This is a genomic window from Moraxella sp. CTOTU47579 (assembly GCF_032004885.1).
Lineage (GTDB): Bacteria > Pseudomonadota > Gammaproteobacteria > Pseudomonadales > Moraxellaceae > Faucicola > Faucicola tetraodonis.
Window position 1 is genome coordinate 1 of record NZ_DALZOJ010000017.1, and the last position, 26,795, is coordinate 26,795.

The 26,795-nt window shown below is 43.6% G+C and carries 22 protein-coding genes and 1 pseudogene; 8 read left to right on the forward strand and 15 right to left on the reverse strand.

Annotated elements, in window-relative coordinates; genetic code table 11:
• The first annotated feature begins 126 nt into the window (after positions 1 to 126).
• Positions 127 to 690: a hypothetical protein gene (locus tag RTP55_RS09580; RefSeq protein ID WP_312385783.1), complete on the forward strand. Its 564-nt coding sequence runs from the start codon at positions 127 to 129 to the stop codon at positions 688 to 690.
• Positions 691 to 886: 196 nt separating this feature from the next.
• Positions 887 to 1,028, forward strand: a pseudogene (locus RTP55_RS09585) (putative DNA modification/repair radical SAM protein); the annotation flags it as partial.
• Between the two features lie 160 nt (positions 1,029 to 1,188).
• On the opposite strand, the gene RTP55_RS09590 reads toward RTP55_RS09585, so the two are convergent.
• Complete coding sequence (locus RTP55_RS09590) at positions 1,189 to 2,244, reverse strand: RluA family pseudouridine synthase (RefSeq protein WP_286130689.1); 1,056 nt, start codon at positions 2,242 to 2,244, stop codon at positions 1,189 to 1,191.
• Between the two features lie 249 nt (positions 2,245 to 2,493).
• Between RTP55_RS09590 and RTP55_RS09595 the strand changes: the two genes are divergently transcribed.
• A complete protein-coding gene (locus tag RTP55_RS09595) occupies positions 2,494 to 3,576 on the forward strand; it encodes an outer membrane protein assembly factor BamD (RefSeq protein ID WP_312385784.1) in 1,083 nt (360 codons plus the stop codon).
• An 87-nt stretch (positions 3,577 to 3,663) separates the two neighbouring features.
• Positions 3,664 to 5,874 (forward strand): DNA primase, encoded by a 2,211-nt coding sequence (locus RTP55_RS09600; RefSeq protein WP_312385786.1) that lies wholly within the window; start codon positions 3,664 to 3,666, stop codon positions 5,872 to 5,874.
• A gap of 12 nt (positions 5,875 to 5,886) precedes the next feature.
• On the opposite strand, the gene RTP55_RS09605 is transcribed toward RTP55_RS09600, so the two are convergent.
• The 4 genes from RTP55_RS09605 to RTP55_RS09620 are packed head-to-tail and all read right to left on the reverse strand — an operon-like array spanning position 5,887 to position 10,509.
• Positions 5,887 to 7,200, reverse strand: coding sequence for an ABC1 kinase family protein (locus RTP55_RS09605; RefSeq protein WP_312385787.1), 1,314 nt, complete (start codon positions 7,198 to 7,200; stop codon positions 5,887 to 5,889).
• A gap of 13 nt (positions 7,201 to 7,213) precedes the next feature.
• Entirely contained in the window at positions 7,214 to 8,008 is a 795-nt protein-coding gene (locus tag RTP55_RS09610) for a HesA/MoeB/ThiF family protein (protein ID WP_312385789.1), read from the reverse strand.
• A 55-nt stretch (positions 8,009 to 8,063) separates the two neighbouring features.
• Positions 8,064 to 8,906: a peptide chain release factor N(5)-glutamine methyltransferase gene (prmC, locus tag RTP55_RS09615; protein WP_312385790.1), complete on the reverse strand. Its 843-nt coding sequence runs from the start codon at positions 8,904 to 8,906 to the stop codon at positions 8,064 to 8,066.
• A 4-nt stretch (positions 8,907 to 8,910) separates the two neighbouring features.
• Positions 8,911 to 10,509: an AmpG family muropeptide MFS transporter gene (locus RTP55_RS09620; RefSeq protein WP_312385792.1), complete on the reverse strand. Its 1,599-nt coding sequence runs from the start codon at positions 10,507 to 10,509 to the stop codon at positions 8,911 to 8,913.
• A gap of 324 nt (positions 10,510 to 10,833) precedes the next feature.
• Here RTP55_RS09620 and RTP55_RS09625 point away from each other — a divergent pair, with 324 nt between their 5' ends.
• From RTP55_RS09625 to RTP55_RS09635, 3 genes are all read left to right on the forward strand, one after another.
• On the forward strand, positions 10,834 to 11,232 hold the full coding sequence (locus RTP55_RS09625; protein ID WP_312275622.1) for a type II toxin-antitoxin system HicB family antitoxin: 399 nt from the start codon (positions 10,834 to 10,836) through the stop codon (positions 11,230 to 11,232).
• A gap of 74 nt (positions 11,233 to 11,306) precedes the next feature.
• Positions 11,307 to 12,233 (forward strand): LysR substrate-binding domain-containing protein, encoded by a 927-nt coding sequence (locus RTP55_RS09630; protein WP_219331270.1) that lies wholly within the window; start codon positions 11,307 to 11,309, stop codon positions 12,231 to 12,233.
• A gap of 61 nt (positions 12,234 to 12,294) precedes the next feature.
• Positions 12,295 to 13,296 (forward strand): LLM class flavin-dependent oxidoreductase, encoded by a 1,002-nt coding sequence (locus tag RTP55_RS09635; RefSeq protein ID WP_409418438.1) that lies wholly within the window; start codon positions 12,295 to 12,297, stop codon positions 13,294 to 13,296.
• A gap of 57 nt (positions 13,297 to 13,353) precedes the next feature.
• Here RTP55_RS09635 and kdsB read toward each other — a convergent pair whose 3' ends face one another.
• The 10 genes from kdsB to ppsR form a co-directional block, all read right to left on the reverse strand.
• Positions 13,354 to 14,148 carry a 3-deoxy-manno-octulosonate cytidylyltransferase gene (kdsB, locus tag RTP55_RS09640; RefSeq protein WP_312385795.1) on the reverse strand — a complete coding sequence of 265 codons (795 nt, stop codon included), beginning with the start codon at positions 14,146 to 14,148 and terminating at the stop codon, positions 13,354 to 13,356.
• Between the two features lie 21 nt (positions 14,149 to 14,169).
• Positions 14,170 to 15,282 carry a tetraacyldisaccharide 4'-kinase gene (gene lpxK / locus RTP55_RS09645; protein WP_312385796.1) on the reverse strand — a complete coding sequence of 371 codons (1,113 nt, stop codon included), beginning with the start codon at positions 15,280 to 15,282 and terminating at the stop codon, positions 14,170 to 14,172.
• Positions 15,282 to 17,045 carry a lipid A export permease/ATP-binding protein MsbA gene (gene msbA, locus RTP55_RS09650; RefSeq protein WP_096488918.1) on the reverse strand — a complete coding sequence of 588 codons (1,764 nt, stop codon included), beginning with the start codon at positions 17,043 to 17,045 and terminating at the stop codon, positions 15,282 to 15,284. The genes lpxK and msbA overlap by 1 nt, the downstream gene beginning before the upstream one ends.
• A 63-nt stretch (positions 17,046 to 17,108) precedes the next feature.
• Positions 17,109 to 17,564, reverse strand: coding sequence for an ExbD/TolR family protein (locus RTP55_RS09655; RefSeq protein WP_095355429.1), 456 nt, complete (start codon positions 17,562 to 17,564; stop codon positions 17,109 to 17,111).
• A 30-nt stretch (positions 17,565 to 17,594) separates the two neighbouring features.
• Complete coding sequence (locus RTP55_RS09660; protein ID WP_312385800.1) at positions 17,595 to 18,218, reverse strand: MotA/TolQ/ExbB proton channel family protein; 624 nt, start codon at positions 18,216 to 18,218, stop codon at positions 17,595 to 17,597.
• A 63-nt stretch (positions 18,219 to 18,281) separates the two neighbouring features.
• Positions 18,282 to 19,445 (reverse strand): ParB/RepB/Spo0J family partition protein, encoded by a 1,164-nt coding sequence (locus RTP55_RS09665; RefSeq protein WP_312385802.1) that lies wholly within the window; start codon positions 19,443 to 19,445, stop codon positions 18,282 to 18,284.
• A 178-nt stretch (positions 19,446 to 19,623) separates the two neighbouring features.
• Positions 19,624 to 20,424, reverse strand: a complete 801-nt coding sequence (locus RTP55_RS09670; RefSeq protein ID WP_203171885.1) for a ParA family protein — start codon at positions 20,422 to 20,424, stop codon at positions 19,624 to 19,626.
• A 101-nt stretch (positions 20,425 to 20,525) separates the two neighbouring features.
• Positions 20,526 to 21,173 (reverse strand): 16S rRNA (guanine(527)-N(7))-methyltransferase RsmG, encoded by a 648-nt coding sequence (gene rsmG / locus RTP55_RS09675; protein ID WP_203171884.1) that lies wholly within the window; start codon positions 21,171 to 21,173, stop codon positions 20,526 to 20,528.
• Positions 21,173 to 22,867: a Si-specific NAD(P)(+) transhydrogenase gene (gene sthA / locus RTP55_RS09680; RefSeq protein ID WP_312385803.1), complete on the reverse strand. Its 1,695-nt coding sequence runs from the start codon at positions 22,865 to 22,867 to the stop codon at positions 21,173 to 21,175. Before sthA ends, rsmG begins: the two co-directional genes overlap by 1 nt.
• A 109-nt stretch (positions 22,868 to 22,976) precedes the next feature.
• The gene (ppsR, locus tag RTP55_RS09685) at positions 22,977 to 23,861 is read right to left on the reverse strand and encodes a posphoenolpyruvate synthetase regulatory kinase/phosphorylase PpsR (protein ID WP_227716755.1); all 885 of its coding nucleotides are present in this window, start codon (positions 23,859 to 23,861) and stop codon (positions 22,977 to 22,979) included.
• 476 nt (positions 23,862 to 24,337) lie between these two features.
• On the opposite strand from ppsR, the gene ppsA reads away from it, so the two are divergent.
• On the forward strand, positions 24,338 to 26,704 hold the full coding sequence (gene ppsA / locus RTP55_RS09690; RefSeq protein WP_312385807.1) for a phosphoenolpyruvate synthase: 2,367 nt from the start codon (positions 24,338 to 24,340) through the stop codon (positions 26,702 to 26,704).
• The last annotated feature ends 91 nt before the right edge of the window (positions 26,705 to 26,795 follow it).

Sequence of the window (26,795 nt, forward strand, 5' to 3'; positions counted from 1 at the left end):
TAGGTAACCCCCCACTTCAGTTTGAGTTGCTTATTTCAAGTTGAGAGTGGGGTAACTTATATTTCTATCAACAATATGCGCATAATAATTTCATCAATTCCATGTGTATTTTTGAGGAAACACAATATGATGATGACCGCTATAAAAAAATCCCAAATCGTTGCCGCGTCAGTTGCGGTGATTGCCATGAGTGCCGTGGCAACGCCCAGTAATGCGCGCACCGTTAAAGCCGCCGCTAAGAAAACGACAACGGTAACCACGACCCGCGTGGCGCCAAAAACCACAACGATTGTTAATCAACATATCGATGGCACGAGCGATACGGTGATGGTTCGCCCTAATGGATTTACCATCGTTGACGGTATGCCATTTTACCCGACACAAATTGTCACCACGCCGACTTATCGCACTGTCTCTACGCCTGTCGTCACTACCACAGCCCCTGTGGTAACAACAGCGCCTATTACAACACTGCCTAGCACGACTGTAGTGTCAACATCGAATGTCAATACCACCACCCCAGTGACGGTACAAACAGGCTCAGGCGCGACAGTAACCGTGTCAAAACCTGCTACCGTTGTTTCTACTACTACGACAACCCCCGTATTGCTACCGGCATCAACGCCTGCGATAGCGACAATGACCACCGTGCCTGTCACGCCCGCACCGGCTATTATCGTGAATCCGTAATTCGTAATTCGTAATTCGTAGACACTAATTAGTTAATCTACCAAAAGCAAGACGTCACATGTTGTCGTCTTGCTTTTTTTTAACCGTATTTTTAGTCTCTGATAAGGTAAAATACTCATCTTAAGTTTAATTTTGCAACCTATTTTTTATGTTTTTATCCGCTGATATATGAGATATGCAGGGTTTACGCGATGAATTATGTGTCGCCAAAACCTTGTGCCTTGCGCACAAATTCAATGGCTATATTCATCTAAAAACCATTCCGGGTGCGTCTGCTGAGCTGATGCAGGAAGCAGGAAGCAGGATTGTATGCCGATCGCTTAAGCGTCAATGTTGAATCGCAAGCTGCATATTCAGTATTTACCAAAACGCTATTGGAAATATTTGACGGAAAAAATGGGTTAATAGCGGGGCGTACCCTAATTGCCCGCTAACACGCCTCAATAACGCCTCAGTCATTTAATCAAAGTCGTATAACGGTAAAAAGTTATGGCTTTGTTAGGGCTTTAGGGTGTCGAGTAATTTTTGCATGTCTTCGGGCAGGCGTGCTTGCACTTTAATAGGCTCGCCTGTTTTTGGGTGGATAAAGCCAAGCTCATAAGCATGTAGTGCCTGACGCTGGAACTGTTGCACGATGTGTTTTTGGTCGTCATGCAAAGTTTTTAACAATATCGCATTTTTACGAGCTGCACCATAGAGCGGATCTCCGAGCAACGGAAAACCCAAGTTTGATAAGTGTACACGGATTTGGTGGGTACGCCCTGTTTCAAGGCGGACGCTGACCAATGAGACAGCGTCGCTTATCGCTGTGATTTTCTCAAGATGGGTGACAGCGGGTTTGCCACTACCCACCACCGCCATTTTAGTGCGCTGGGTCGGATGGCGACCAATGGGGGCGTCAATGGTGCGATGGCGGGCAAGCTCAGCCGCGGACGCTAACACAATCGCTTGATAAAGCCGGTACACGGATTTGTCTTTAAGCTGATTAATTAGATGCAGTTGGCTTTGACTGTCTTTAGCAATCACCATTAAACCCGATGTTTCTTTATCGATGCGATGTACCAATCCTGCTCTAGGTAGCGTGCGGCTGTCAGGATAATGAAAAAGCAGCGCGTTGACTAGCGTACCTGACCCATTGCCCGCGCCAGGATGGACGACCAAGCCTACGGGCTTATTGATGACCAGCACCGCCTCATCTTCATACAAGATATCAAGTGGGATATTCTCAGGCAAATCTTGCTGTTGAGCGGTCAAACTCGCTTTAAGCACCAACATATCATTGGGCTTAAGACGATATTTGGGTTTTTGCGCTGCGCCGTTTACGGTTAATTCGCCTGACTCAAGCCAATTTTTAATTTGCTCACGCGAATAGTCGCTAAACACCAAGGCAGCAATTTTATCAATGCGCTCCCCTATTTGCTCAGAGTTGACTGTATAATTTTGGACAATTTGATGACTGCCAGCATCGTGGGTCTGCAGATCCTGATGGCTTGGGTGTGGTTGTGACAGGTTTTCCCATTCTTCTTCGAGTTGATTGGTATTGTTTTGAGTCATAGATTCGTTCATAGATTCAATGTTTGATTCGATTGGATTTAAGTTGATCGGATGTGAGGCGATTGGCGTGGTCATAAACAGTTCAGACTTAGGGTATAGGGATTTTCAAAATTAATATGTGCGGATAGGTCACAAAGTATAACGTTTCGTGATAGACTTAGTGAAATTTTTAATACAATATTTTGCATTCAGTTTTGAACAATAAGTATTATGATGGGCAAATATTTTTGCAATAGATTTGAGGTTCGTATGCATCATCTTTCCAAAGTTGTGGGTCTCACCGCAATTACTCTGGCTTTGACCACTTTATCGGGCTGTCAAACGCTAAAAAATTCAAAATTGTTTGGTGGCAAAGACGAAGTCGTCGCGACCAAAGCTGAAAAAAGCGAACAAGGCTACTACCAAGCAGCGACTGACAACATCAAAAAAGGCAACCTTGCTAAAGCAATTAGCCAGTTGAACGATTTACGGACTTTCTATCCTGTGGGTGATTACAGCGAGCAAGCGTTACTTGACTTGATGTATGCGCAGTACCAACATGGTGACTATTTGGATGCGATTGCCAGTGCTGATCGTTTTATCCAGTCTTACCCATCCAACCCGCAAGTTGACTACGCTTACTATGTTCGCGGCATCTCAAATATGCAGGCAGCATCAGGCGGCGTGATGAAGTACACCAAACTTAATCCTGCACACCGTGATATGGGCTATTCGCGCATCGCGTTTAATAACTTTCAGCAACTGATTAATCGCTTCCCCAATAGTGCGTATGCTCCAGATGCTGCGCTACGTATGCGTTATATTTATAACCAATTGTCAGAAAGTGAGATGGATGTAGCGCGCTGGTATATTAAACGCAAAGCCTATGTGGCAGCTGCCAACCGTGCTAAATGGGTATTTCAGTACTACCCACAAAGCGAGGCGATTCCAGAGTCTATTGCTACCATCGCCTATAGCTATGACAAACTGGGAATGACCGATACCGCTAATCAATATAAACAACTCCTTCGTATCAACTACCCTGGTCTGATTGATGCGCGTGGCAACGTCAAACTTGATAATACCCGTACCGGTTCAAACTGGTTAAATAAAGCCACATTGGGCGTGCTCGGTCAAAGCTCACGAAATGCTGCTGTTCAAGGGCTAGCCCAGCAGTCGGGTCAATACTCAGGCAATACCAAGCCACAAGTAATTCAGACCTCAATTCAGCAAGCTGCGGCAATGCGCTTGCCAAGTCCAGCTACCACGGCAAATGATGAAACTCCGACAAGACCACGTGAGACCACAATTGGTTTGGGTCTGCCACCTGACAATACCAGTCAAGTCAAATAATCTATAAACCCTGTTAACATTAGCTAGGTTTATCCTAGCTATTTTTTTTCAATCAGCTAATTTTTAACTGGAAATGCGCTTTTTACCATGAGTAACAATGCCATCATTGATCAAATCATTGCTAATGCCGATATCGTCAAGATTATTGGCAAGCATGTGGAGCTCAAACGTTCGGGCAATGAATTCAAAGGCTGTTGCCCTTTTCATGGAGAAAAAACGCCCTCATTTTTTGTCAATCCGCAAAAAGGGTTATATAACTGTTTTGGCTGTGGTGTCGCCGGCAATGCGCTCACCTTTTTGAAAGAGTACGAAAACCTCACTGCGGGCGAAGCGCTCAAAGAACTGTCCCGTCAAACGGGGATTGAGCTGCCCAAAGAACCTATTAATAAATCACATACCTATAAAAAAACACCCATTCAACCCAAACCTGCTGTATCGCAAGCAAGGGCATCCTCTCATCAAAATCTGGCTCAAAGTTCCACTCAAACCCTCTCTGACTCAGATGTTGCCGAGCGTCCGGCTATTACCAATACAGAGGCTTTGTGGATAGACGCTTTTGATGATTTTCAAACATCTGATAACTTAGATGCGAGCTTTATCCCTTTTGGTGAGTATGATGATGCAAGCGTTGGCGGGTTTTCACCCTTTGATGACTTGGGTAATAGCAGTCCGCAGGATAGTTCATCAAGTTTATACGACTTACTGACCCAAATCTGCCAGTTTTATCAACATCAATTACAGCAAAATAGCTTTGCCCAACATTATTTGCTCAAACGTGGTCTGACGCCGCACACTATCGAAGAATTTGCCTTGGGTTTTGCCCCAAATGGTTGGCAACATCTTGAGGAAGCCTTCCCCCAAGACATCGAAGGTTTAAAAATTTTGGGATTGGTGCGCACTTCGCAAAATGGCCGTGATTTTGATTTGCTGCGCAATCGGGTGATTTTCCCCATCCGCGACCAACAAGGACGCGTGATCGGCTTTGCCGGTCGCACCATGTCTGATGATGAGCATCCCAAGTATATCAACTCTTCAGATTCACCGGTATTTCATAAACAAGCCGTGTTATATGGTCTTTTTGAAGGTCGCAAGGCCAAAGCCAAAGACTGGCTGGTGGTTGAAGGTTATATGGATGTCATAAGCCTTCATCAAGCGGGCGTGTATGGTGCAGTTGCCTCCATGGGAACAGCGCTGGCGCAATCACAAATCGAAAGATTACTGCAATTTAATCCCAGACTTACTTTAAGTTTTGATGGCGATAGTGCAGGACAAAAAGCCGCTTGGCGTGCCATGGAAGTTGGGTTGCCTGCCCTTACTGATGGCAAGGAATTACACTTTTTGACACTGCCAGATAATCATGACCCGGATAGTTATGTCAAAGCGCATGGTTTGTTAGCGATGCAGCAACAAATCGCCCAAGCGGTTCCCCTATCAGCGTATTTGTACTCAAGTCTGACGCGTCAATATCCTACCAATACCCCTGAAAATCGCAGCAAAATTTTGCAGCAGCTCTCTGCGCTGACCCAAAAACTGCCAAAAGGCAGTTATGGCTGGTTGCTGCGTGAAGACATCAAAAACAAAATGGGATTGGGGCGAAAAAACCAAGCACGGCAAGCGCAAGATGCCCTGCTCAATTTTGATAGCGAATTGACGGTACAACTGCATCTGCAGCTGTGTTTTTTGTTTCAACCAGAGCTGTTAGGCAGTCTGGAAAATAACCGCATTAGCCAATCTGTCATCCGCGATATTTATCAGCGCAGCGAAGCGGCTAATGTTTTTAAACCGAAACACCCCTCTACCAAACCGACAGCCCCGATTCGATTGGACGAAAATTTAACGGGTGACACTGAGGGTATCACTCATGCCATGGATACGCCCTGCAAAAACTATGATGAAAGTTGCTGCCTAACTTGGCAAGCCATTGCCGATGAAGAACTATTGAAGTTGATTACTTGGATTCAAACCATTCAATCAAGATTGCAGGATTTTGATAACCCAAAATGGTCAACTTACGAGCGAATCAATGCCAAAGCGCATTTTATACTGGCGGGCTTGACATCAGAGCAGCAAAACAAACTTATCAAACATTGGGCGCGGTTTTTTAAAGAACTCAGTCAGCGCAACATTGATGATATCTCAGACCTGGTGACAGAGTTGGTGGTTCAACTGATGTTAGAAACTCTACAGCGCGAACAAAAAACCCTAAAAGCAGACTTGAAGGCGCTGAGCCTATGTATCAAACACCACCAAGCGATTTTAACTTGGCTTAGAACATGGCTACAGCGCAAAGAGGATTAATTCATCGCGTTTTTATGCCATTTTAATCCGCGCATCATGAAACATATCCATTTCAGGGGCAAGTACTTTCATAAAGCGGTCAAAATATAACAGTTGCTTGGTCAGTAGCGCAAAATCTCTTGGAAAGTGAATGCCATGGCGTTTACCGACTTCCACCATTTCAAGCAACATTTGGTTGATTTCATCAGTATGATCTTTTAATCGGTTTGGCATGGTTTGGTCGATGGTTTTTCCCATAAATAAACTATCTTCCGCCAAGATTTTTTTCATCACTGATTCAAGATCTTGGGCAAGGACATCGACATTGACTTGCTCTCGCGCGTGGGTCATATCCATTTCAACCATATAATGCGCCATGCCGCGATAGTCTTCTTTAGCAAAACTATCCATCATGCCCATACTGGCTTGCCACGCTTTGGGTTCAAGCTTGCCTACAATCCCAAAATCAATAAAGCCAATACGACCATCGGTCAACAACATCAAATTACCTGCATGCAAATCGGCATGAAAACTATTGCACAGCATCAAGCTAGAAAACCACGTGTTTAAAGTATCTGTCATCACCTGTGCGGGGTATTTGCAGTATTGACGCATGGCGGCATCATCAATCATCGACACCCCAAAGAACCGGGTCATGACAAGTACTTTTTTGGTACTGATATCATGATAAACATCGGGCGCGACTACTTTATGATTGTCTGTTTTTTTTAAAAAATCTTGGAAATCATCAATGTTTTTGGCTTCTTGTAAGAAGTCTGTTTCTGCTGCCATGCGCAAACGGATTTCATCAATAATGGGTGAAATACTGGCAAATTTTAGCGACGGTGCGATACTATCAATCAGTTTAGTCAACCCAACCATCATGCCTAAATCGGTTTGAATGATGGTATCTACTTCAGGTTTTTGCACTTTTAACACCACATTATCGCCATTTTTTAAAATAGCACTGTGAACTTGGGCGATGGATGCAGACGCTAACGGTTTGACCTCAATACTTTGAAAAATATCTTCCAATGTCTGCCCATCTTTTTCCAGTTCCTCTCTTAAGACACCTTCAATATAGCTATAAGGCATGGGCGTGGTTTGATCCAGACAGCCTTGAAATACTGTCACATATTCGCGGGGAAAGATGGACGGGGTACTGGCAATAAACTGACCGATTTTGATATAGGTAGTACCCAACTCTTCAAAGCTTTGGCGCAGCAGCGTTGGGGTCATTTTTTCACCTTGGGTGATGCGCAGCCCTGCTTTGCCAGCCACGGTTGCCGTCTTCCCGACCCGCTGAATGACATTTAAGGATTTTTTCAAAAAGTGATTTTTTTGCATGATTAACTCTAGTTTACATTACGTCTGTGATAGCCGATGGTTGGCTACAAATCTCGCAGTTCGCGTCTTTACGATAGTGAAGTTTTTTAAGATTCATGGTTTTGCCGTTCCATAGCAATAACGTTTGCGCTATAGGATTGATACCGAGTCCCAAAAAACTCAAAGCCGCTTGGGCTTGAAGGTTGCCGATAATTTGGGTAGTACTAGCAAGCACGCCGCTAGTGGCACACGTTCGCTCGTCATCCCCTGCCCCTTGAAATAAGCAATGATAGCAACCCTGCTGTGGCGTAAATAATGCCAGTTGCCCGGTTTGCGCAATGGCAGAGGCTGATAATAGTGACAAATTTGACTTGACAGCGATGGTATTAATGAGGTCTCGTGCTTTGAAGTTATCTGTGCAATCACAGATTAATTTGCTTAGGCTATTTATTTTCGCTTGTTCAACCATTTGTTGATAATTATCGGCTGTTAAACGTGCTTGTATGGCGATAACATCACAAAATGCATTGATTTCATGTAATTTAGCTTTGGCTACCAGCGCTTTAGATTGACTGATATCGTTAGGGGTAAACAACGACTGCCGCTGCAGATTGCTCTCATCAATCGTATCATCGTCAATAATAAGCATTTTGCCAATGCCAGCACGGCACAAGGTCTCTGCAAGTGGGCAGCCTAGCCCGCCCATGCCAATAATAATCGCACAGCTATTTTTTAGCCGCGTTTGTGCTTCTATATCCCACCCTTCTAGCAATATTTGGCGGGCATAGCGTAGCATTTCTGCATCGGTTAATTCTGTTTGTTCTGACATAGTTGTTAAATTTCACATATTTACTTAGGCTATTTTAGCCCATTAATTTAGTACACTAATTTAGTACACCCAGCGTTACTCGGTCATTGTGCCCATAGTCTTTGACGGTGATTACATCGCCAAAGCCATTTGACAAAAACACGCCCCTAACCTGTTCGCCCTGATCATACCCATGTTCAATTGCTAATAACCCATGAGGCTGTAAAAATTGTGGCGCAGTTTTGACAATATGACAGATATCCGCCATACCCTTATTATCCGCGATTAGCGCGCTAATAGGCTCATCGGTTAAGCCTGCCAAGTGGGGATCGTTGGGATCGATATAAGGCGGATTAGACACGATGATATCAAATTTGTTGTTTTCGTCTGCTTGGGCTGTCATAAAGGGTTCATACCAACTGCCTTCAAAAAACGTGATATTACTAACCCCTATTCTTTTAGCATTTTGTGCTGCTACCTTTAGCGCCTCAGGCGACTTATCTACTGCGCTAACGCAGGAATTTTTAAATTCCTCTGCCAGCGTGATGGCAATACAACCTGACCCAGTGCCTAAATCCAAAATATTCATTGGTTTGCTTAGGCTATTTCTATGATGGTTAAGCACCGCCTCTATCAACCGTTCGGTATCAGGACGCGGTATTAAAGTATGCTGATTGACTAAAAACTCATGCTGCCAAAAACTTTGTTTACCTAGTACATAAGCGAATGGTTTACCGGCCATCAACTCATCTAGCGCTGCAAAATATTGAGTGGCTATTGCTGCAGTTACCGTTTCGCTATCATGGGTAATAAGATAAGTCTGCCCTACATGAAGATACTCACCCAGTAACTGTTTACGGATGTGTTTTTCAACTGTGCTTGGTACAGCCAACAATGATTGAATAGTGTAAGATGACATTGGGTTATTCATGGGTGATGTTATCGCCTCTTGTCGCATCTTGGCTCATCACATGCTTATCTACCATATAAATCAACAACAGCACAGGAATGCCAATCAGTGCAGTAAAGGTGAAGAAAGCAGGATACCCCATGGTTTCTACCATCGCACCTGAGTAGCCACCTAAAATCTTTGGTGTTAACGTCATCAATGAACTAAGCAGTGCATACTGTACCATGCTAAAGCGAATATTGGTCAATACCGATAAAAAGGCGACGAAGATAGCACTTGCTAGACCTGATGCGAGATTATCAAACATCACCGCTGAGTACATGTAAAAAAAATCATGTCCCTTGCCCGCTAAAATCACAAACAATAAATTACTGGCTGAAGCTAAAATAGCACCAATCAACATAGCGTTCATGATTTTAAAACGCTCGGCAAGCAAGCCGCCTAGAATACCACCTACAATTGACATCCCCATACCAAAGGTTTTGACCGCCAAGGCGATATCGGTTTTGCTAAAGCCTAAATTAACATAAAACAAGTTTGACGTCGTACCTGCCACAATATCTGAAATACGATACAAGCCTATCAATAAAATCAGCCATACGGCTTTTTTCCCGTAACGAATGAAAAAGTCTTGAATCGGCGCGACCCACATGTCAACCGCGACTTGCTTTTTGATGATTTTGGCTTTTAATAACACTAACGCGGTGCCAATGGCGATAACAACAGCGCCAATAAATTTAATACTCTCATAAACAAAGCCCAAAAATTTTGACTCAGTCTCTGGAAGCACATGACCGATGACAATAAAACTGGCAATCAGCGCAATCACTGAAATTAAAAATAGTAAAAACAGTTGAAAATAATCCGACATCGGGCGTTCATGCTGCTCACGGGTGACGGTGGGTTCTTTAATCAAAAGGGTGGTGACAACCCCTATGAGCATCAAGGATGCCATAATATAATAGGTTTGTTGCCAAGCAGCGTAGTTGTAAGTGGCTTTGGTCGAGCCAAAATATTCTGCCAAGAACAGCGCTCCCGCCCCTGCGACAATCAGACCGATTCGGTAGCCTGCCATAAACATACCAGAGAGTACGGGCTGCATAGATTTTTCAGTAATTTCAATGCGATAAGCATCAATCACAATGTCTTGTGTCGCCGCTGAAAAACCTAACAACACGGCAAAAAATGCCATGTAATCAAGTACAACATCACTGGTGGGATTGAAACTACCAAGCATAAAAATTGCAAAGGCAACCACAATTTGTGCCACAACTAGCCAACTACGGCGTTGGCCTAGCATTTTGGTTAACAGTGGAATCGGCACGGCATTGACGAGGGGCGACCAAACAAACTTAAACGAGTACCCCAGCATCGCCCAACTAAACATGGTGATAATTTTGATATCAAACCCTGCTTCTTTGAGCCAAATTGACAAACTAGAAAATATCAATAGATAAGGCAACCCTGAAGAAAAACCCAATAGCAACATCACCCAAGCGCGCTTGTCCATATAGGCTTTGATGGCTTCGCCCCAAGACTTTTTTGTGCCTGTTGAGCTTTCGCTGGGTAGCGCCGCTTGGTCGTTTGACACAGGTTGTTTTGATATTTGCATGTTACCTCTCACTGATCACGCACGATTTACCACAAAACTTCATTAAAATCTTGCTATTGTAGCGGTTTTCTAGGTGTAGACAAACTAAAATTATTATAGATGTCTGAAACGTTGATATCTGAAACAAGGTGGCAATACAACTGAATCAATAACTGAGTCAATGTCTGTATACTTGTCACATTAATCAATTCCTTAAATTTTAGGCCTATTAAATAGGCCTGACTTAAGCAGCTAGGTTTTGAACCTGCTATTTTATGGTAATATGCTATACTTGACACCCTGCGATGACTTTCAACCTTTTTGTTAGCAGCTTTGAGGCAAATTATGCAATACCCGATTGCTATCTATCAGCAAAATAATGCCTATCATGTCACGGTACCTGATATTGAAAGCATATCTGTAGTCGATAGTAGCATGGCAGGCGCAGTGTCTAATACACGTATGGCGGTGATGAGCCATTTATATCACCTAATTGAAGAAGATTTACCGATTCCTGAGCCCTCGTCTGTCACCGAGCATTTGATAAAACCTAAATACGCAGGCTATACTTGGGCCATCGTGAGTGTTGAGTTATCACGAATTATGGGAAAAACCGTCGAAGTCACTTTACAGTTACCCAGCCAGCTTATTTCTCAAGCCACTGAGCAATTTGCTGACGAGTCACTTGATAAAATCGTGTTAATGGCATTAAAAAGCTATGTAAAAAATCAGTCTAATGGCTAATTTTGTTAATATTTAAGTTCAACCAAGCTCATAAAGCGAGCATTTTTATTTCGTTTTTTTATTAAGGTCATTTTATGGCAATCAATGTTGTCATCAATCAACGTTATTTACAAATCCAACTCAAACAACTTGAAACCGTTTGGCAGACTGTGATTAATAATTACAATCTAAGCCAAGCTGCCAAAGTATTACACACCAGTCAATCCAGTCTTAGTAAGCATATTGCCGCGCTCGAAAGTCAGCTTCGAGCAGAAGTTTTTGTGCGGCAGGGTAAGCGATTGGTGGGTCTCTCTCCTATCGGGGAGCTGCTACTGCCGCATATTGAGAAAATCTTTGTGGAAGTAAGGTCGATTGAAAATTTAACTTTAGATTTTCAAAATCCCCATCAGGGTGAGTTGTCAATTGCCACGACCCATACCCAAGCACGTTATGTGTTGCCTTGGGTGGTACAGCGCTTTAAACAACAATTTCCCAATGTCCATCTGATTTTACATCAAGCTGACCCCGAGTCGATTGCCAATATGGTGGCACAAGGTCAAGCTGACATTGGCATCGCAACTGAATCGCTGCTTGCGCACGATAATCTACACTGTATTCGCTATTATGATTGGTATCATCATGTTATTGTGCCAGTGGGACATGAGCTTGAGAGTCGCACTGAGATTGATATCCAAACCTTAGCGAAATATCCGATTATCACTTATCACGGCGGTTTTACGGGCCGTGGTGCGATTGATAGAGCCTTTAGCGCGGCACAGCTGACGCCTAATATTGTACTTACTGCTTTGGATGCCGATGTGATTAGTACCTATGTCGGTATTGGTATGGGCGTGGGCACGATTGCTGAAATGGCATTTGAAGGTCAGAATTATCGCAATCTTGTCAAAATTCCAACGAAGATTTTTGGAAAACATGTGACGTGGATAGCCACCCGTGTCGATGGCGATATCCGTAATTTTGGCAAAGCTTTCATTGATATTTGTCAGCAACAATTTGGGTGATTGATTTTTTTGGATTCGCCATTATAAAGGGACTACTATTCTTTTTATGATGACTATAATGATGACCAAACAAATCCCTATTTCATTTTTAGACCTTGTTCCTGTACCTGAAGGGAGTGACGCTAAAAACGCGCTTAAGCAAGCGGTGACTGTTGCCCAAACTGCCGAACAAGTAGGTTTTAACCGCTATTGGCTGGCTGAGCACCACAACATGCGCGGCATTGCCAGTACTGCAACCAGTGTGTTGCTAGCTCACATTGGCGCTCACACCTCAACGATTCGAATTGGCTCGGGTGGTATCATGTTGCCTAACCATGCGCCGTTAGTGGTCGCAGAACAGTTTGGTACGTTAGCCACTTTGTATGGCGAACGTATCGATCTTGGCGTCGGCCGTGCCCCTGGTACGGATGGAGCAACCTTCCGTGCCTTGCGCCGCACCATGAATGATGCCGAAAACTTCCCGCAAGATGTGCAAGAGCTGATGCATTATTTTGACCCGCTCGATGGTCAGACAGTGACTGCTATGCCGGCTAATGGCTTAAATGTGCCTGTTTGGATTTTAGGGTCGTCCTTATTTGGCGCCAGTCTCGCTGCTGCATTAGGGTTGCCTTATGTATTTGCGTCTCATTTTGCCCCGCAGATGTTATCGCAAGCGGTGACATTGTACCGTGAGAATTTCAAGCCTTCTCGCTACTTACAACAACCTTATGTGATGGTAGCGAGTAATTTGCTCTTAGCAGAAACCGATGAGGAAGCCGCTTACCAATTTACCTCAGCGCAGCAAAGTTTTGTCAATTTGCGCCGTGGTAAACCCTCACAAATGCCAAAACCAATTGAGAATATTGATGCTTTTTGGACATCTGCAGAGAAATACATGGTTGAATCGTCGTTGGCAATCTCGTTTGTCGGTACACCTGACAGTGTCAAACCAAAACTTGACCATTTCCTTGAGACTATCCGCCCTGATGAATTGATTGTCACTTGTAATATTTATGACCAACAAGCCCGCCTCAACTCATTATCTTTGGTGAAATCGCTTGAATTATTTAGCTTAAACAGCTAATCAAAACCATAAAAACGCAAACCATAAAAAAGCCCAAGATTAACTTGGGCTTTTTTATTATTTCAATAATTCTGATAACGTCAAATCATTGAGCCGATCCAAATCTTCTTGCGTGTCTACACCGGGCGGCAACAACTCTGAAGCAGTATCAATGGCGATACGCATGCCTTGCTCCAAAATACGCAATTGCTCCAATGATTCAAGCTGCTCTAGCTCGCCTTGCTGCCAAACACTAAATTGTTGTAACAAACTGACCCGATAAGCATAAATGCCTAGGTGTCGGTAAGCGTTTTTTGGCGCGCTATTTTCATCACTGATTGGCTGTTCGGTCAACAATGCTGTATGGCGATCGCAAGGAATCGGCGCTCGGCTAAAATATAAGGCTTCCTTGTGGGCATTTTTGACGACTTTGACCACCGATGGCCGTAAAAACTCTTCAACGCTTTGGATGGGTTCAGCCAAAGTCGCCATCACGCAATCTTTTTTTTGTAGCAGAAGCTCAGTCACTTGTTTGATGAGTCCTGCAGGCACGAGTGGTTCATCGCCTTGCATATTAATGACGATATCTTCAGTTGACCACTGCTGAAGTCTAGCTACTTCAGCAAGCCTATCAGTGCCAGACGCATGATTGGGGTCAGTCATGATGACAGCTGCCCCATAGTCTTGACACAGTTTAGCGATGCTATCATCATCTGTTGCCACAAAAATATCATCGGCAATTCCCGCCGATTTCACCGCATTGGCACGATCAATCACCCATAGAATCATCGGCTTACCATGAATTTCTAACAGTGGTTTGTTGGGTAGTCGGGTACTTTTTAGACGGGCTGGTATGACCAAATGTTTTAACATATTGTATTTCCTACAAATTTTTTAATTGTCAGCATTGTCAGCATTGTCAGCAAGGGTAACCAATCCACCGATTTGTCGGTCGATTAACGCATAAAAGGCGGGTGATAATTCAGCTTCTACTGGTAACACCCAGATGTTTGTTGCAATGTCATTTTTCTCATGACCTTGGGCGAACATGACACGCAATTTGACCGCATCCTTATCAGTGACGATAATCGGTAACTTTGGCAAGTTGGCAAAATCTTGCAAACTATAAGTGTGATGGTCATTCAATGGCATCGGTATGATGTCAAACCCTAATTGGCTTAGGCTATTAAAAAAACGCTGCGGCAATCCAATCCCCGTCATGGCAATCACTTGTTGGGCAGGTAAGCTATTTTGCGAATAGGTTTTAAATAAAGGCGCTTTAAATAAAGGTACTAGCGGTTTTTGTAGCAAACGCATACGAACATCGGGTGATAGGCTATGGTAATTTTTGCTTAGGCTATTTGAAAAATGGGTTAAAGCCTGAGTATCCTGCCAATCACTTTGGTGAAATATGACGGTGGTATTGGGCTGATACAGGCGTTTAATCGGTTCGCGTAGAAAGCCTGTGGGCAATAGCTGGCGGTTACCAAAGCCGCGATCGGCATCGACGACAATCCAGTTTTCATCCCTATCCAAGGCAAAATGTTGCAGTCCATCATCCGCCAAAATAAGTTGAATGCTTGGGAATTGCTCAAGCAATAACTCAATTGCCTGCCCACGGTTTGGACAGACTGCCATTGGCACACCTGTACGCTGCACAATCAGACACGGCTCATCACCAACGTCACTGGGCTTTGAATTTGCTGTCACGATACAGGGCATCAGCTTGGGTTGTCCGCCGTAGCCACGACTAATGACGCCGACTGTCAGCCCTTTTTGCTGTAGGTAAGTTACCACCGCAATGATTAGCGGCGTTTTACCGCTACCGCCAACCGTGATATTGCCCACTACAATGACGGGCACGTTGGGATAATAAACGGGTTTTAGCCCTAATCGATAAATAGTTTTATTGAGCCAAAAAACCAATCCATATAACCAAGACACGGGCAATAACAACCATAGCCAGAGAGATTTGTTGCGCCACGCCTGTAGTAGTGTATGTTGCATTAGCTTGACAATATATCCTCTTCAAAATGACGCTCATACAACTTGGCATACGTACCTTGCGCGGCTAGCAAACTGTCGTGGGTACCGACTTCAATAATTTCACCTTTATCCATGACCACGATTTTATCGGCATTTTGGATTGTCGTTAATCGGTGCGCGATAACGATGGTGGTTCTCCCATGCATGACGCGCTCCAGCGCTTTTTGGATATAAAATTCTGATTCGTTATCTAGCGCGCTCGTGGCTTCATCCAAAATCAAGATAGGCGCATCCTTTAGCAAAGCACGTGCAATAGATAAGCGTTGGCGTTGTCCGCCAGATAACTGCAGACCCTGTGAACCTATCTTTGATTGGTAACCCTGCGGCAATTGCATGATAAAATCGTGCGCAAAGGCTGATTTTGCGGCATCAATCACTTGCTCCGAAGTTCGGTTAGATAATTCGCCATAGGCGATATTGTTGTGGATAGAGGTATCAAACAGCACCACTTGTTGGTTGACACTGGCAATCTGACTACGCAGTGAATGTAATGTCAAATCTTCGATAGCGACATCGTCAAGATAAATATTGCCCGCTGTAGGCTCTAGCGCGCGCATCAGACAGTTGACTAGGGTAGTTTTACCTGCGCCACTTCGACCGATTAACGCCACCGTTTCACCGGGATTGACCACCAAATTTACGTTGTTGAGCGCTTGTTTGCCATCCTCAAAAGTGACGCTTAGGTTGTTAAGTACTATTTTACCACTCAGGGTTTTTTCAACCTTGCCTGTGTCTTTTTCTTCGGCTTCATCGAGCATTTCAAATATAGAATCCGCCGCCGCCAAACCTTTTTGCAAGCCTTGGTTGATATCGGTCAACGAGCGCACGGGTTTGCTCAATAGCCCTGCGGCACTGATATAAGCGATAAACTCACCTGCGGTGGTGTCACCTAATACATTGGGTCTTAACGCAATCCATACCACCACCCCCATCGCGCACGCCATCAATAATTGAATTAATGGGGTATTGATGCTATTGGTCACCACCACCTTTAGCCCTTGTTTAAGATTGGTTAAAGAGGCGTTATTAAACCTTGTCAATTCATTTTGCTGACCACCATAATTTTTGACCACTTGGTAGCCTGTGATGACTTCATTGGTAATATGACTGACCTCGCCCATGGACTTTTGAATACCGCGCGACAGGTTACGAAAGCGTTTACTGGCTTTACCGACTAACAATAAAATCGGCGGCAATACCACAAACAACGACAGGCTTAATTTCCAATTACTGTAAAGCAAAAACGCCAACAACCCAATCACGGTCAAACCATCGCGTAACAAGGTTTTGAGCGTATCGGTACCCGCCGCAGTCACCTGTTCGACATCAAAAATTAATTTTGCAGAAATCTGACCGGCATTGTGGTTAAGATAAAATTGGCTAGGTAATCTGAGCAATTTTGAAAACACTTGCATACGCAGCTGATAGACGACATTGCGTGAAATCACTGCGCTAAAGTAATTACCCAAAAATGAGCTAAGTCCTCGCAGTACAAACAACAACACAATTAAGGCTGGAAAAAGATTGATATGGGCTTGATCACGTTCATTAATCGCATCAATAATGAATTTAACCAGCTTGGCAATGCCCACTTCGGTGCCTGCATTTAAGGTAAAGCCAATGACGACCAGCGTCATCGCCCACCAATACGGCTTGAGATAACCTAGCAATCTTCGATAGGTCTGCCAACGTGGGTGAGCATTGAAAGGGTTTGAAACGGTCATGGCATCTCAATATATAAAAGAACGACTTAACAGCTATTGTATCAGTAAATTGAACAATAAAAATTATTTGGCATCGGGCGCTGGGGCTATATTACTATCGAGCGAAGTGGCAGGTATCACAGTACTGATATTTAAATTCATAAAGCCCATTTTACCCGCTATATCCATCACTTTAACCACCGACTGGTGACTGGTATCGGCATCAGCAGAGATAACAAATAGCTGCTTTCGGTCTTCACCCGCTTCTTGACGGATCATCGCTGTCAATTCAGCTTCGCCATTACCAGATAAAGCAATGCCATTGACCAGATAACTACCATCTTTTTGCACCGCGATTTCAATGCGTTTGCTTTTATCAGTAATCGGTACGCCCTCTGCTTGCGGCAAAATGATATTGAGTTTACTAAAATGGTTAAAGGTGGTCGACAGCAGCAAAAAAACAATCAAAAACAGCAAGCAATCAATCATCGGGGTAAGATTGATTTCCAATGGTTCGACCGTGGGTTTACGAAATCGCATGGGTTGACTTTTTTACGCAGCTATATGCCATTAACGAGGCGTGATTAGACCATAGTCCAGTAATTCTTGCATCATCAAACCCGCTTCTTGTTCAAACGCGGCATTGATATCAATGATACGGCGCTGAAAAATACGGTAAGCCATCACTGCAGGTATCGCAACCAGCATACCCCCTGCTGTGGTAATCAGCGCTTGTGATACGCCAGCTGCCAGCATGGTCGGATCTTGCATTGCGCCTTCGGTAATGGCTAAGAAGGATGAAATAATCCCCAGTACGGTACCTAAAAGACCCAACAATGGCGCGATAGCACCGATGGTACCCAACATATTAATATGTTTTTCTAATTGGTGGATGGCGATACTGGCGCGGTTTTCCATATGCATGGTCATTGAATCAATCCCATGCTGGCGATTCATGAGTCCAGAAGCGAGGATATCACCCAAAGGCGAATTGAGTTTGACATTCTCAAGCGATTCACGATCAATATCGCTCTGCTCAATCAGCCGCTGCATCAATTGTTCACGCAGATGGGCGGGTGTCACTGTGCTGGCTTTAAGTTTTATCGCGCGCTCAATGATGATAATTAACATCAAAATCGAACATAAGACAATGGGCCACATCAACCAACCGCCTGCTTTAACTAATTCCCACATCCGTTATACTGCCTTTGCCTGTCAATGACTAATAAATTAAGAAAACTAATCTAATGCGCAAGATTAATGCTCAAGTTGCGACTGGAACTGCACAATCAAAGCTTGCAATTCCTCTTCGTTGTGAAAAAATATCTCAATACTCCCCTTGCCTTTTGATGAGCCTTTGATTTTTACCACGGCACCGAGTTGCTCAGAGAGGTGTTGGTTTAGTCGCAGCCTATCATAATCAATTTCTTGGCTCTGTGTCGGCGCTTTTGGATTTAAAATATCTTTGACTAACGCTTCAGTCTCACGAACAGTCAATTGACCCTGTATAATTTTTTTGGCAATAACAGGCTGCTGTTTGGGTGACAGCGACAATAATGCCCTGGCATGCCCCATGTCCATCTGCCCCTCGTTTAGCGCTTGTTTGACATCGTCATGTAATTGGTTCAAACGCAACAAATTAGAAACCGTTGTTCTTGCCTTACCCACCACATCCGCAATTTGCGAATGACTCATGCCAAATTCATCGTGAAAACGCTGCAATGCGGCAGCCTGTTCCATGACGCTCAAATCTTCCCGTTGGATGTTTTCAATCAATGCCAAAGCGATTGCCAAGTCGTCTGACATGGGGCGCATGATGGCGGGTATATGGGTTAGACCCGCAATTTGCGCCGCACGCCAGCGACGTTCACCCGCGATAATTTCATGGGTAATCGGGGAATTGGGCAATACTTTTGCTAAGGGCCGAATCACAATGGGCTGCATCACGCCATGCTGCTTGATAGACGTTGCCAACTCTTGCAAGGCATCTTCGTCCAAATCAATGCGCGGCTGATACTTGCCACGCTGCAAATAAGCGACATTGATATGCATCAAATTTAACCCAGACACATTACTACTATCATTACTATTATCATTGTGATCGTTATTTATGGATGCGTTATGGGTATTTGACTTTACTGTTTTGGCGGGTTTTGGGGTGAGTGGTTTGGGGGTTATCGCCGCTGTAGGCGATTTTTTGGCTACGGCTATAATATCGCAAGCTTCGGCTGATTCGGCATCTGAGACATTTTGCCCATCATCGGTTGGCTTGGCATTTAGTTTTTCAGCGCTTTTAGCGTCATCGACAGCGGCTCGAACACTCGCATCGATTAGATTACCGGTAATCAATTTTTCTGTTTTGATTGAGCCGAGTAACGCATCAAGTCCTCGATTTGATGCCAATCCACGCTTTTTAACCATGTCGAAATTCCCAATGCCATTAAATAGTTAAAAATGACTGATAAAAAATTAAACCAATGCCGCCATTTTTGAACTGGCTATTTTAGCAGATTCGCCATAGCTTGAAAAATATTTTCATTGCTTTTGCCAGTGCGCACTCGCCAACAAATTAACAAAGAAAGTGCCCAAACAGCTTAAGCTAGGCAAGTTGGAATTGGCGACTTTGCTTGATAATTTCATTGGCAAGGCGAATATAGGCTTGTGAGCCTTTTGAATTCATCTCGTAATCAAGCGCAGGAATGCCGTGCGCAGGGGCTTCTGCTAGACGAATATTACGGGGAATGATGGTATTAAATAAAATCGGACCAAAATGCTCGATCAATTCCATAGAGACATCATTTGCCAAGGTGTTGCGCGGGTCAAACATGGTTCTTAACACACCGCGGATATGCAAGTTTGGGTTTAGCGACTTCAAACGCTCAATGGTTTGCGATAAATCTGCCAATCCTTCCAATGCAAAATATTCACATTGCATCGGGATAATCACCCCTGATGTGGCACACATTGCATTAATGGTAAGTAAACTTAAACTCGGGGCGCAGTCAATTACTATAAAATCATAAGGTTTCGGCGCGCGGCCGTTTTTGGCAGGCATATCAGCAAGCTGCTGCATGGCTTTTGACAAAATTGCATGGTTTTCAGGCTTTTGACTTAAATGCAAATCACTGCCTGACAATTCATTGTTGGCACCGACAATATCAAACCCATTCGGGGTTTTGACAATCGCCTCATGGATTGGCAAATCATCTAATAGCACATCAGCGATACTGTACTCTAACTCGCGTTTATCCAGCCCTGATGCCGTAGTCGCATTGCCTTGGGCATCCAAATCAATCAGTAAAACTTTTTTGCGGCGATGTGCCAGTGCACTTGCCAAATTAACCGCGGTGGTGGTTTTGCCCACCCCACCTTTTTGATTAGCAATGGCTAAAATATCCATGAACTGTCTCGCAATGTGTTGATAAAAAGGTTGAAAATTGTAGTCAAAAACAGCCAGTTTTTCAAACCCTAATACCGGTAAAACTGGCTGAAATGGGGTGTTTATCTTTGCAAATAAATCAAGTGGCGTGATTCATAGAGCTTTGGCACGGTTAACACTTGGGTGTTAATTTGCCACTCATTTTGAAGGGCTTGAATCTCGTCAACAGGTTCAACCCCCTTCATGGCACAAATGATACCATTGTCTGCCAATTTGCTTTGACTATGGGTGACAAAATCCACCAGTGATGCAAACGCCCTTGAGGTAATCACTTGATAACTACCTGCATGCGCTTCAATACGACTGGCAACCGGCGTTAGATTTTTTAACCCCAGTTCACTGGCGACCTGTTTGATAAAGCGAATTTTCTTTTGGTTACTATCAAGCGCTGTCACCGCACGTTGTGGCTGACAAATAGCAACTATCACCGCTGGCAAACCCGCACCCGTCCCAATATCTAGCAAATCACCGGCTGGCAAAAATGGCACAATCGATAAACTATCAAAGATATGTTTGATTAACGCTTGTTGGTCATCTTTGATAGCGGTCAAATTATACGCTTTATTCCAAAATAACAGCTGCTGTAGATAGTACAGGAGCTGTAATTGCTGCTCATCCGATAGCTGCAACTTTAACTCAGAGAGCGCTTGTTGCAACTGCGGTTGTAATTTTACGTACTGGGGTTGTAGCTTTACATTAATCTGCGCCATTAAAACACCCGATTAAGACCATTGAGTGCAGCAACGCGATAGGCTTCTGCCATCGTTGGGTAGTTAAAGGTGGTATTGACAAAGTATTCTAGCGTATTGCCGCCTTTACTTTCCATCACTGCTTGTCCGATATGAATAATCTCAGAGGCGTGATTGCCATAACAATGGATACCTAAAATCTCTAAGGTTTCACGGTGAAACAGTATTTTTAACACCCCACTACGCTCACCGATGATTTGTGCGCGGGCAAGGTGTTTAAAGAAAGCTTGACCGACTTCGTACGGCACTTTTTCGGCGGTTAATTCTTGTTCGTTTTTACCAATACTTGAAATTTCAGGAATGGTATAAATACCTGTTGGCACACTGCGAACAGGTTGTGCATTTTCATCGCCTACCATATAAGCAGCGGCGCAGCGTCCTTGGTCATAAGCTGCCGATGCAAGCGATGGCCAGCCAATCACATCCCCTGCTGCATAAATATTTGGGATATCGGTTTGGTAATGTTCATTGACTTTGAGTTGACCACGGCTGTTTGCGGTGAGTCCGATGGCGGCAAGGTTGAGACTGTCGGTATTACCTGAGCGACCGTTTGACCATAAAATAGCATCTGATTTGATGCGTTTACCACTTTTTAGGTATAAAATTACGCAGTCATCATAAGTTTCTAGCCGTTCGATTTCTTCTTTGTTGCGAATCAATACGCCAAATTGTCTAAAGTCATGCGACAATGCGTCAGAAATCTCATCATCCAGATAGCTAAGCAACTGCTCTTGGGTATTAATCAAATCTACTTTATAGCCAAGACCGGTAAAAATAGACGCATACTCACAGCCAATCACGCCCGCACCATAAATAATAATGCGCTGTACCACATAATCCATTTGCAGGATTTTATCAGAATCAAACACACGAGGATGGCTAAAATCTAACAAATCAGGGCGATAAGGACGGCTACCCACGGTAATAATGGCTTGTTCAAAGGTAATGTCTTGCTCGGTACCATCACTCATATCAACATGAATGGTATGGGTATCTTTAAAACTTGCCCAACCATTGATTAAGTCAATTTGATTGCGCTCATAAAAACGGGTATGCGTTTCTACCTGATTACGCACCACTTCGCGCGCTTTGGTTAATACTTTATTAAGTGGAATCTGGTGATAGTCGATGCCTTGGTTTAAGATAGGATCGCGGCGATTACCGATAATATTAAACACTGACTGACGCAATGCTTTACTTGGAATCGTGCCTACGTGCGTACAGTTACCGCCCACTTGTTTGCGTGGATCAATCACGGCAACTTTTTGTCCAGATTTGGCGATTTTCATCGCTGCTGCTTCACCCGCAGGTCCTGCGCCAATCACAATCGCATCATAATCATAGGCATGGCTAACTGAATCTTGACGCTTGTAACGCTTTAAATTGATACGGGTGTTATCTAGCGGGCTAATTAAATCAAAATGCACCGATGCATCATCAAAATGTTTGACCTTATCATCGTCTTCACTGATACTGACGGTATTGGCTTTTTTATCAGAATCCGAAATTTCAGTTTTGGTTGGTTTTGCCAAAATTTCGGTAATATTTTCTTGGGGCTCAATAATTGACTGTGTGTTGGAATCACAGATGTTTTCGTTTTCATTGTTTGTAGGGGGAATTTGAGTAACTTTGTCATTAATCCGTTTTTTTGGCATATTAGCTCCCATATTTTAAGCCTTGATAATGAATAAAAAAGATAATGAATAAAAAATTTTTAAATTAAATATAAAATACGATAAATTAACCGTATGTTAAGAGATTACATTAACCAATTCGACGTTTTAACCCCGTCATCTGTAAAATACGCGTCGCGATTTCTTCAATCGACATGGTTGATACATCAATATTTGGAATCCCTTGAGAAATATAAATACCTTGAATGGCGCGTAATTCCTGCTGACATTGCTGGTAACTTGCATAGCGGCTACCTGCACGGCGCTCGTTACGAATTTTTACCAGACGATCGGTGTCAATCACCAAACCAAACAGTTTGTCACGGTAGGGCTTTAACGCTTTGGGCAACGAATTTTCATATAAATCATCTTCAGTCAACGGATAATTCGCCGCACGAATACCAAATTGCAACGCTAGGTATAAAGAGGTAGGCGTTTTACCCGAACGTGACACCCCAATCAAAATAATATCTGCCGCATCATAATGGGTGGTGCGCGCGCCATCATCATTGTCTAAAGCAAAATGCACCGCATCGATACGTGATTTATAGTTCTCAGAATCGACATCCCCATGGGCATGACCGGCATGCGGTGCAGGTTGCACTTTGATTTCATCGGCAATTTTACTAATTAAACCTTCATAAATATCTAAGTTAAAGGCATCTGCGCCATTGATTCGTTCACGAATCACAGGATCAACGATGGTATCAAAGACTAACGGCTTTACCCCATCACGCTGGTGGGCAAGATTGATTTGATTGACCGCTTCATCGGCGCGATCGAGGGTATCAACATAAGGAATAACCCGAGTCTCAAATGGTACCGTGGGAAATTGGCTTAAAATAGAGCGACCTAGGGTTTCAGACGTAATCGCAGTACCATCGGAGATAAAAAACACACTTCGCAACGACTGCGAATTTGCAAAATTTAAGGCGTCTTTATTTTGAATCGTGGCTTTGATTTGCTCAATGGTCATGAAAAATTATCCAAAAAAATGACAAGAAGCGTCCATACTAATTTAAATTAATACTGGTTTAAACTCATACTGATGGTCAACCTCACACATTAACTGCGTTTTTGGCAGTGAATGTCCTCTATTAATGTCGTTATCAGTGCAGACACTATCGTTTGTCTTACAGGCATTTGTCTTACAGGCGTTTGTCTTACAGGTCGAGAGTTTGTTATTATACGTGACTTGTAGGCTTTAATCTAACAAATCGATGCTTAATTTGCCTTAATTAGCCATCAGTTATTGTCATTGAAGGCTTATCTACGTTTTTTCTCCCCTTAAACTCAAAGATATCCCAGCAAAATTTTAGTTGAATTGTTGATCGCTGACAGTTTTTTTAAAATTATAAATTTTTTGCTAGAAAATCATTTTTTAAGATGAATTTTCTACGAAATACCGTTATAATCTTTTCAAAATAATCTTTATTTCACGGAGTTATCACCTTGAACGCACAAGTTATCTCACTCGACAAGTTAGGCAAAAACGACATTGACAAAGTAGGCGGTAAAAACGCTTCATTAGGTGAAATGATTAGTCACCTAACAGATTTAGGGGTAAGCGTACCAGGTGGCTTTGCAACAACGTCTGAAGCTTTTAACAAATTCTTAATCGGTACAGGTCTTCAAGACAAAATCAAAGCCGCGCTTCAAGGTCTGGACGTGGATGATGTTGCGGCATTGACTGCCACAGGCAAGAAAATCCGTGACATGATTATTGAGCAAGAGTTGCCTAAAGATTTGGAGCAAGAAATCCGTGATGCCTTTGCCGAAATGAGCCAAGGCGAGGACATCGCTGTTGCAGTTCGTTCATCAGCGACTGCTGAAGATTTACCAGACGCCTCATTTGCCGGTCAACAAGAAACTTTCCTCAATATCCGTGGTATTGACAATATCTTGATTGCTATTAAAGAAGTCTTTGCTTCTTTATACAATGACCGCGCCATCGCTTACCGCGTTCACAAAGGTTTTGAGCACGCAGGTGTTGCCTTATCAGCTGGCGTACAACGCATGGTACGCTCAGAGACAGGCACTTCAGGTGTGATGTTCACCATTGATACCGAAAGTGGTTTTAATGACGTGGTATTTATCACCGCAAGCTATGGCTTGGGTGAAATGGTCGTGCAAGGTGCGGTGAACCCTGACGAATTCTACATTTCAAAAGCCTTATTAAATGCCGGCAAACCTGCGGTAATTCGTCGTAACCTCGGCAGCAAACAACAAAAAATGGTTTATGCAGACGAGCACTCAGCCGGCAAATCAGTCAAAATAGTCCCAGTAGACAAAGCGGAACGCAACCAATTTTCACTGAGCAATGAAGAGTTGGTTGAACTTGCCAAACAAGCATTAATCATCGAAAAACATTATGGTCATGCGATGGATATCGAATGGGCAAAAGATGGTGACAGTGGCAAATTGTTCATTGTGCAAGCCCGTCCAGAGACAGTAAAAAGCCGTGAAAGTCAAAACGTCATGGAGCGTTACATCCTTAAAGAAAAAGGCGATGTCATCTGTGAAGGTCGTTCAATTGGTCAACGTATCGGCGCAGGTACTGTACGCGTGGTCAATTCAATCCATGAAATGGATAAAGTACAAGAAGGTGACGTCCTTGTGTCTGATATGACTGACCCAGACTGGGAACCCGTCATGAAACGTGCCGCTGCTATCATCACTAACCGTGGTGGTCGTACCTGTCACGCGGCAATTATCGCGCGTGAATTGGGTGTCCCTGCCATCGTGGGTTGTGGTAACGCCACTGACCTATTGACCGATGGTCAAGCAGTCACTGTATCTTGTGCAGAAGGTGATACCGGTTATATCTACGAAGGTCAATTGGACTTTGAAATCCAAAACAACTCAATTGAGTCAATGCCAGACTTGGCATTTAAAATTATGATGAACGTCGGTAACCCTGACCGCGCCTTTGGATTTGCCCAAATCCCTAATGAAGGGGTGGGTCTGGCGCGGTTAGAATTCATCATCAACCGTATGATTGGTGTGCATCCAAAGGCACTGCTTAACATGAATACTCTCCCACGCGAAATCGTCCAAGCGATTCAAGAGCGTATGGCAGGCTATGCTTCACCGGTTGACTTCTACGTTGATAAATTGGTTGAAGGTATTTCAACCCTAGCCGTCGCATTCAAAGATAAGAAAGTTATCGTACGTATGTCTGACTTTAAATCGAATGAATATGCAAACTTAATCGGCGGTAAACTATACGAGCCATCTGAAGAAAACCCAATGCTCGGTTTCCGTGGTGCCAGCCGTTACGTATCAGAAAACTTCCGTGACTGCTTTGAATTAGAATGTCGCGCATTAAAACGTGTTCGCGATGAAATGGGCTTAACCAACGTTGAAATCATGATTCCATTCGTACGTACGACAGAAGAAGCGCGTAAGGTACTAGAACTGCTTGAGAAAAATGGTCTTAAACGCGGTGAAAACGGTTTACGCGTCATCATGATGTGTGAGTTGCCAACCAATGCCTTATTGGCGGAAGAGTTTTTACAATACTTCGATGGTTTCTCAATCGGCTCAAACGATTTAACCCAGTTAACGCTTGGTCTTGACCGTGATTCAGGTATCGTATCTCAATCATTTGATGAACGTGACCCAGCGGTTAAAAAACTACTTAAAATGGCTATTGATGCCTGTAACGCACAAGGCAAGTATATCGGTATCTGCGGACAAGGTCCTTCTGACCATCCAGACCTAGCGATGTGGTTAATGGAACAAGGTATTACTTCTGTCTCACTGAACCCTGATTCGGTGTTGGATACTTGGTTCTTCTTAGCAAAAACCGAAAAATAAGCTTGTTGGCATTCATAAAGCCCTTAGTTTTGACTAAGGGCTTTTTTTGGGCATTAAAAAACCCAGCATGCACATGACACGCTAGGTTTTT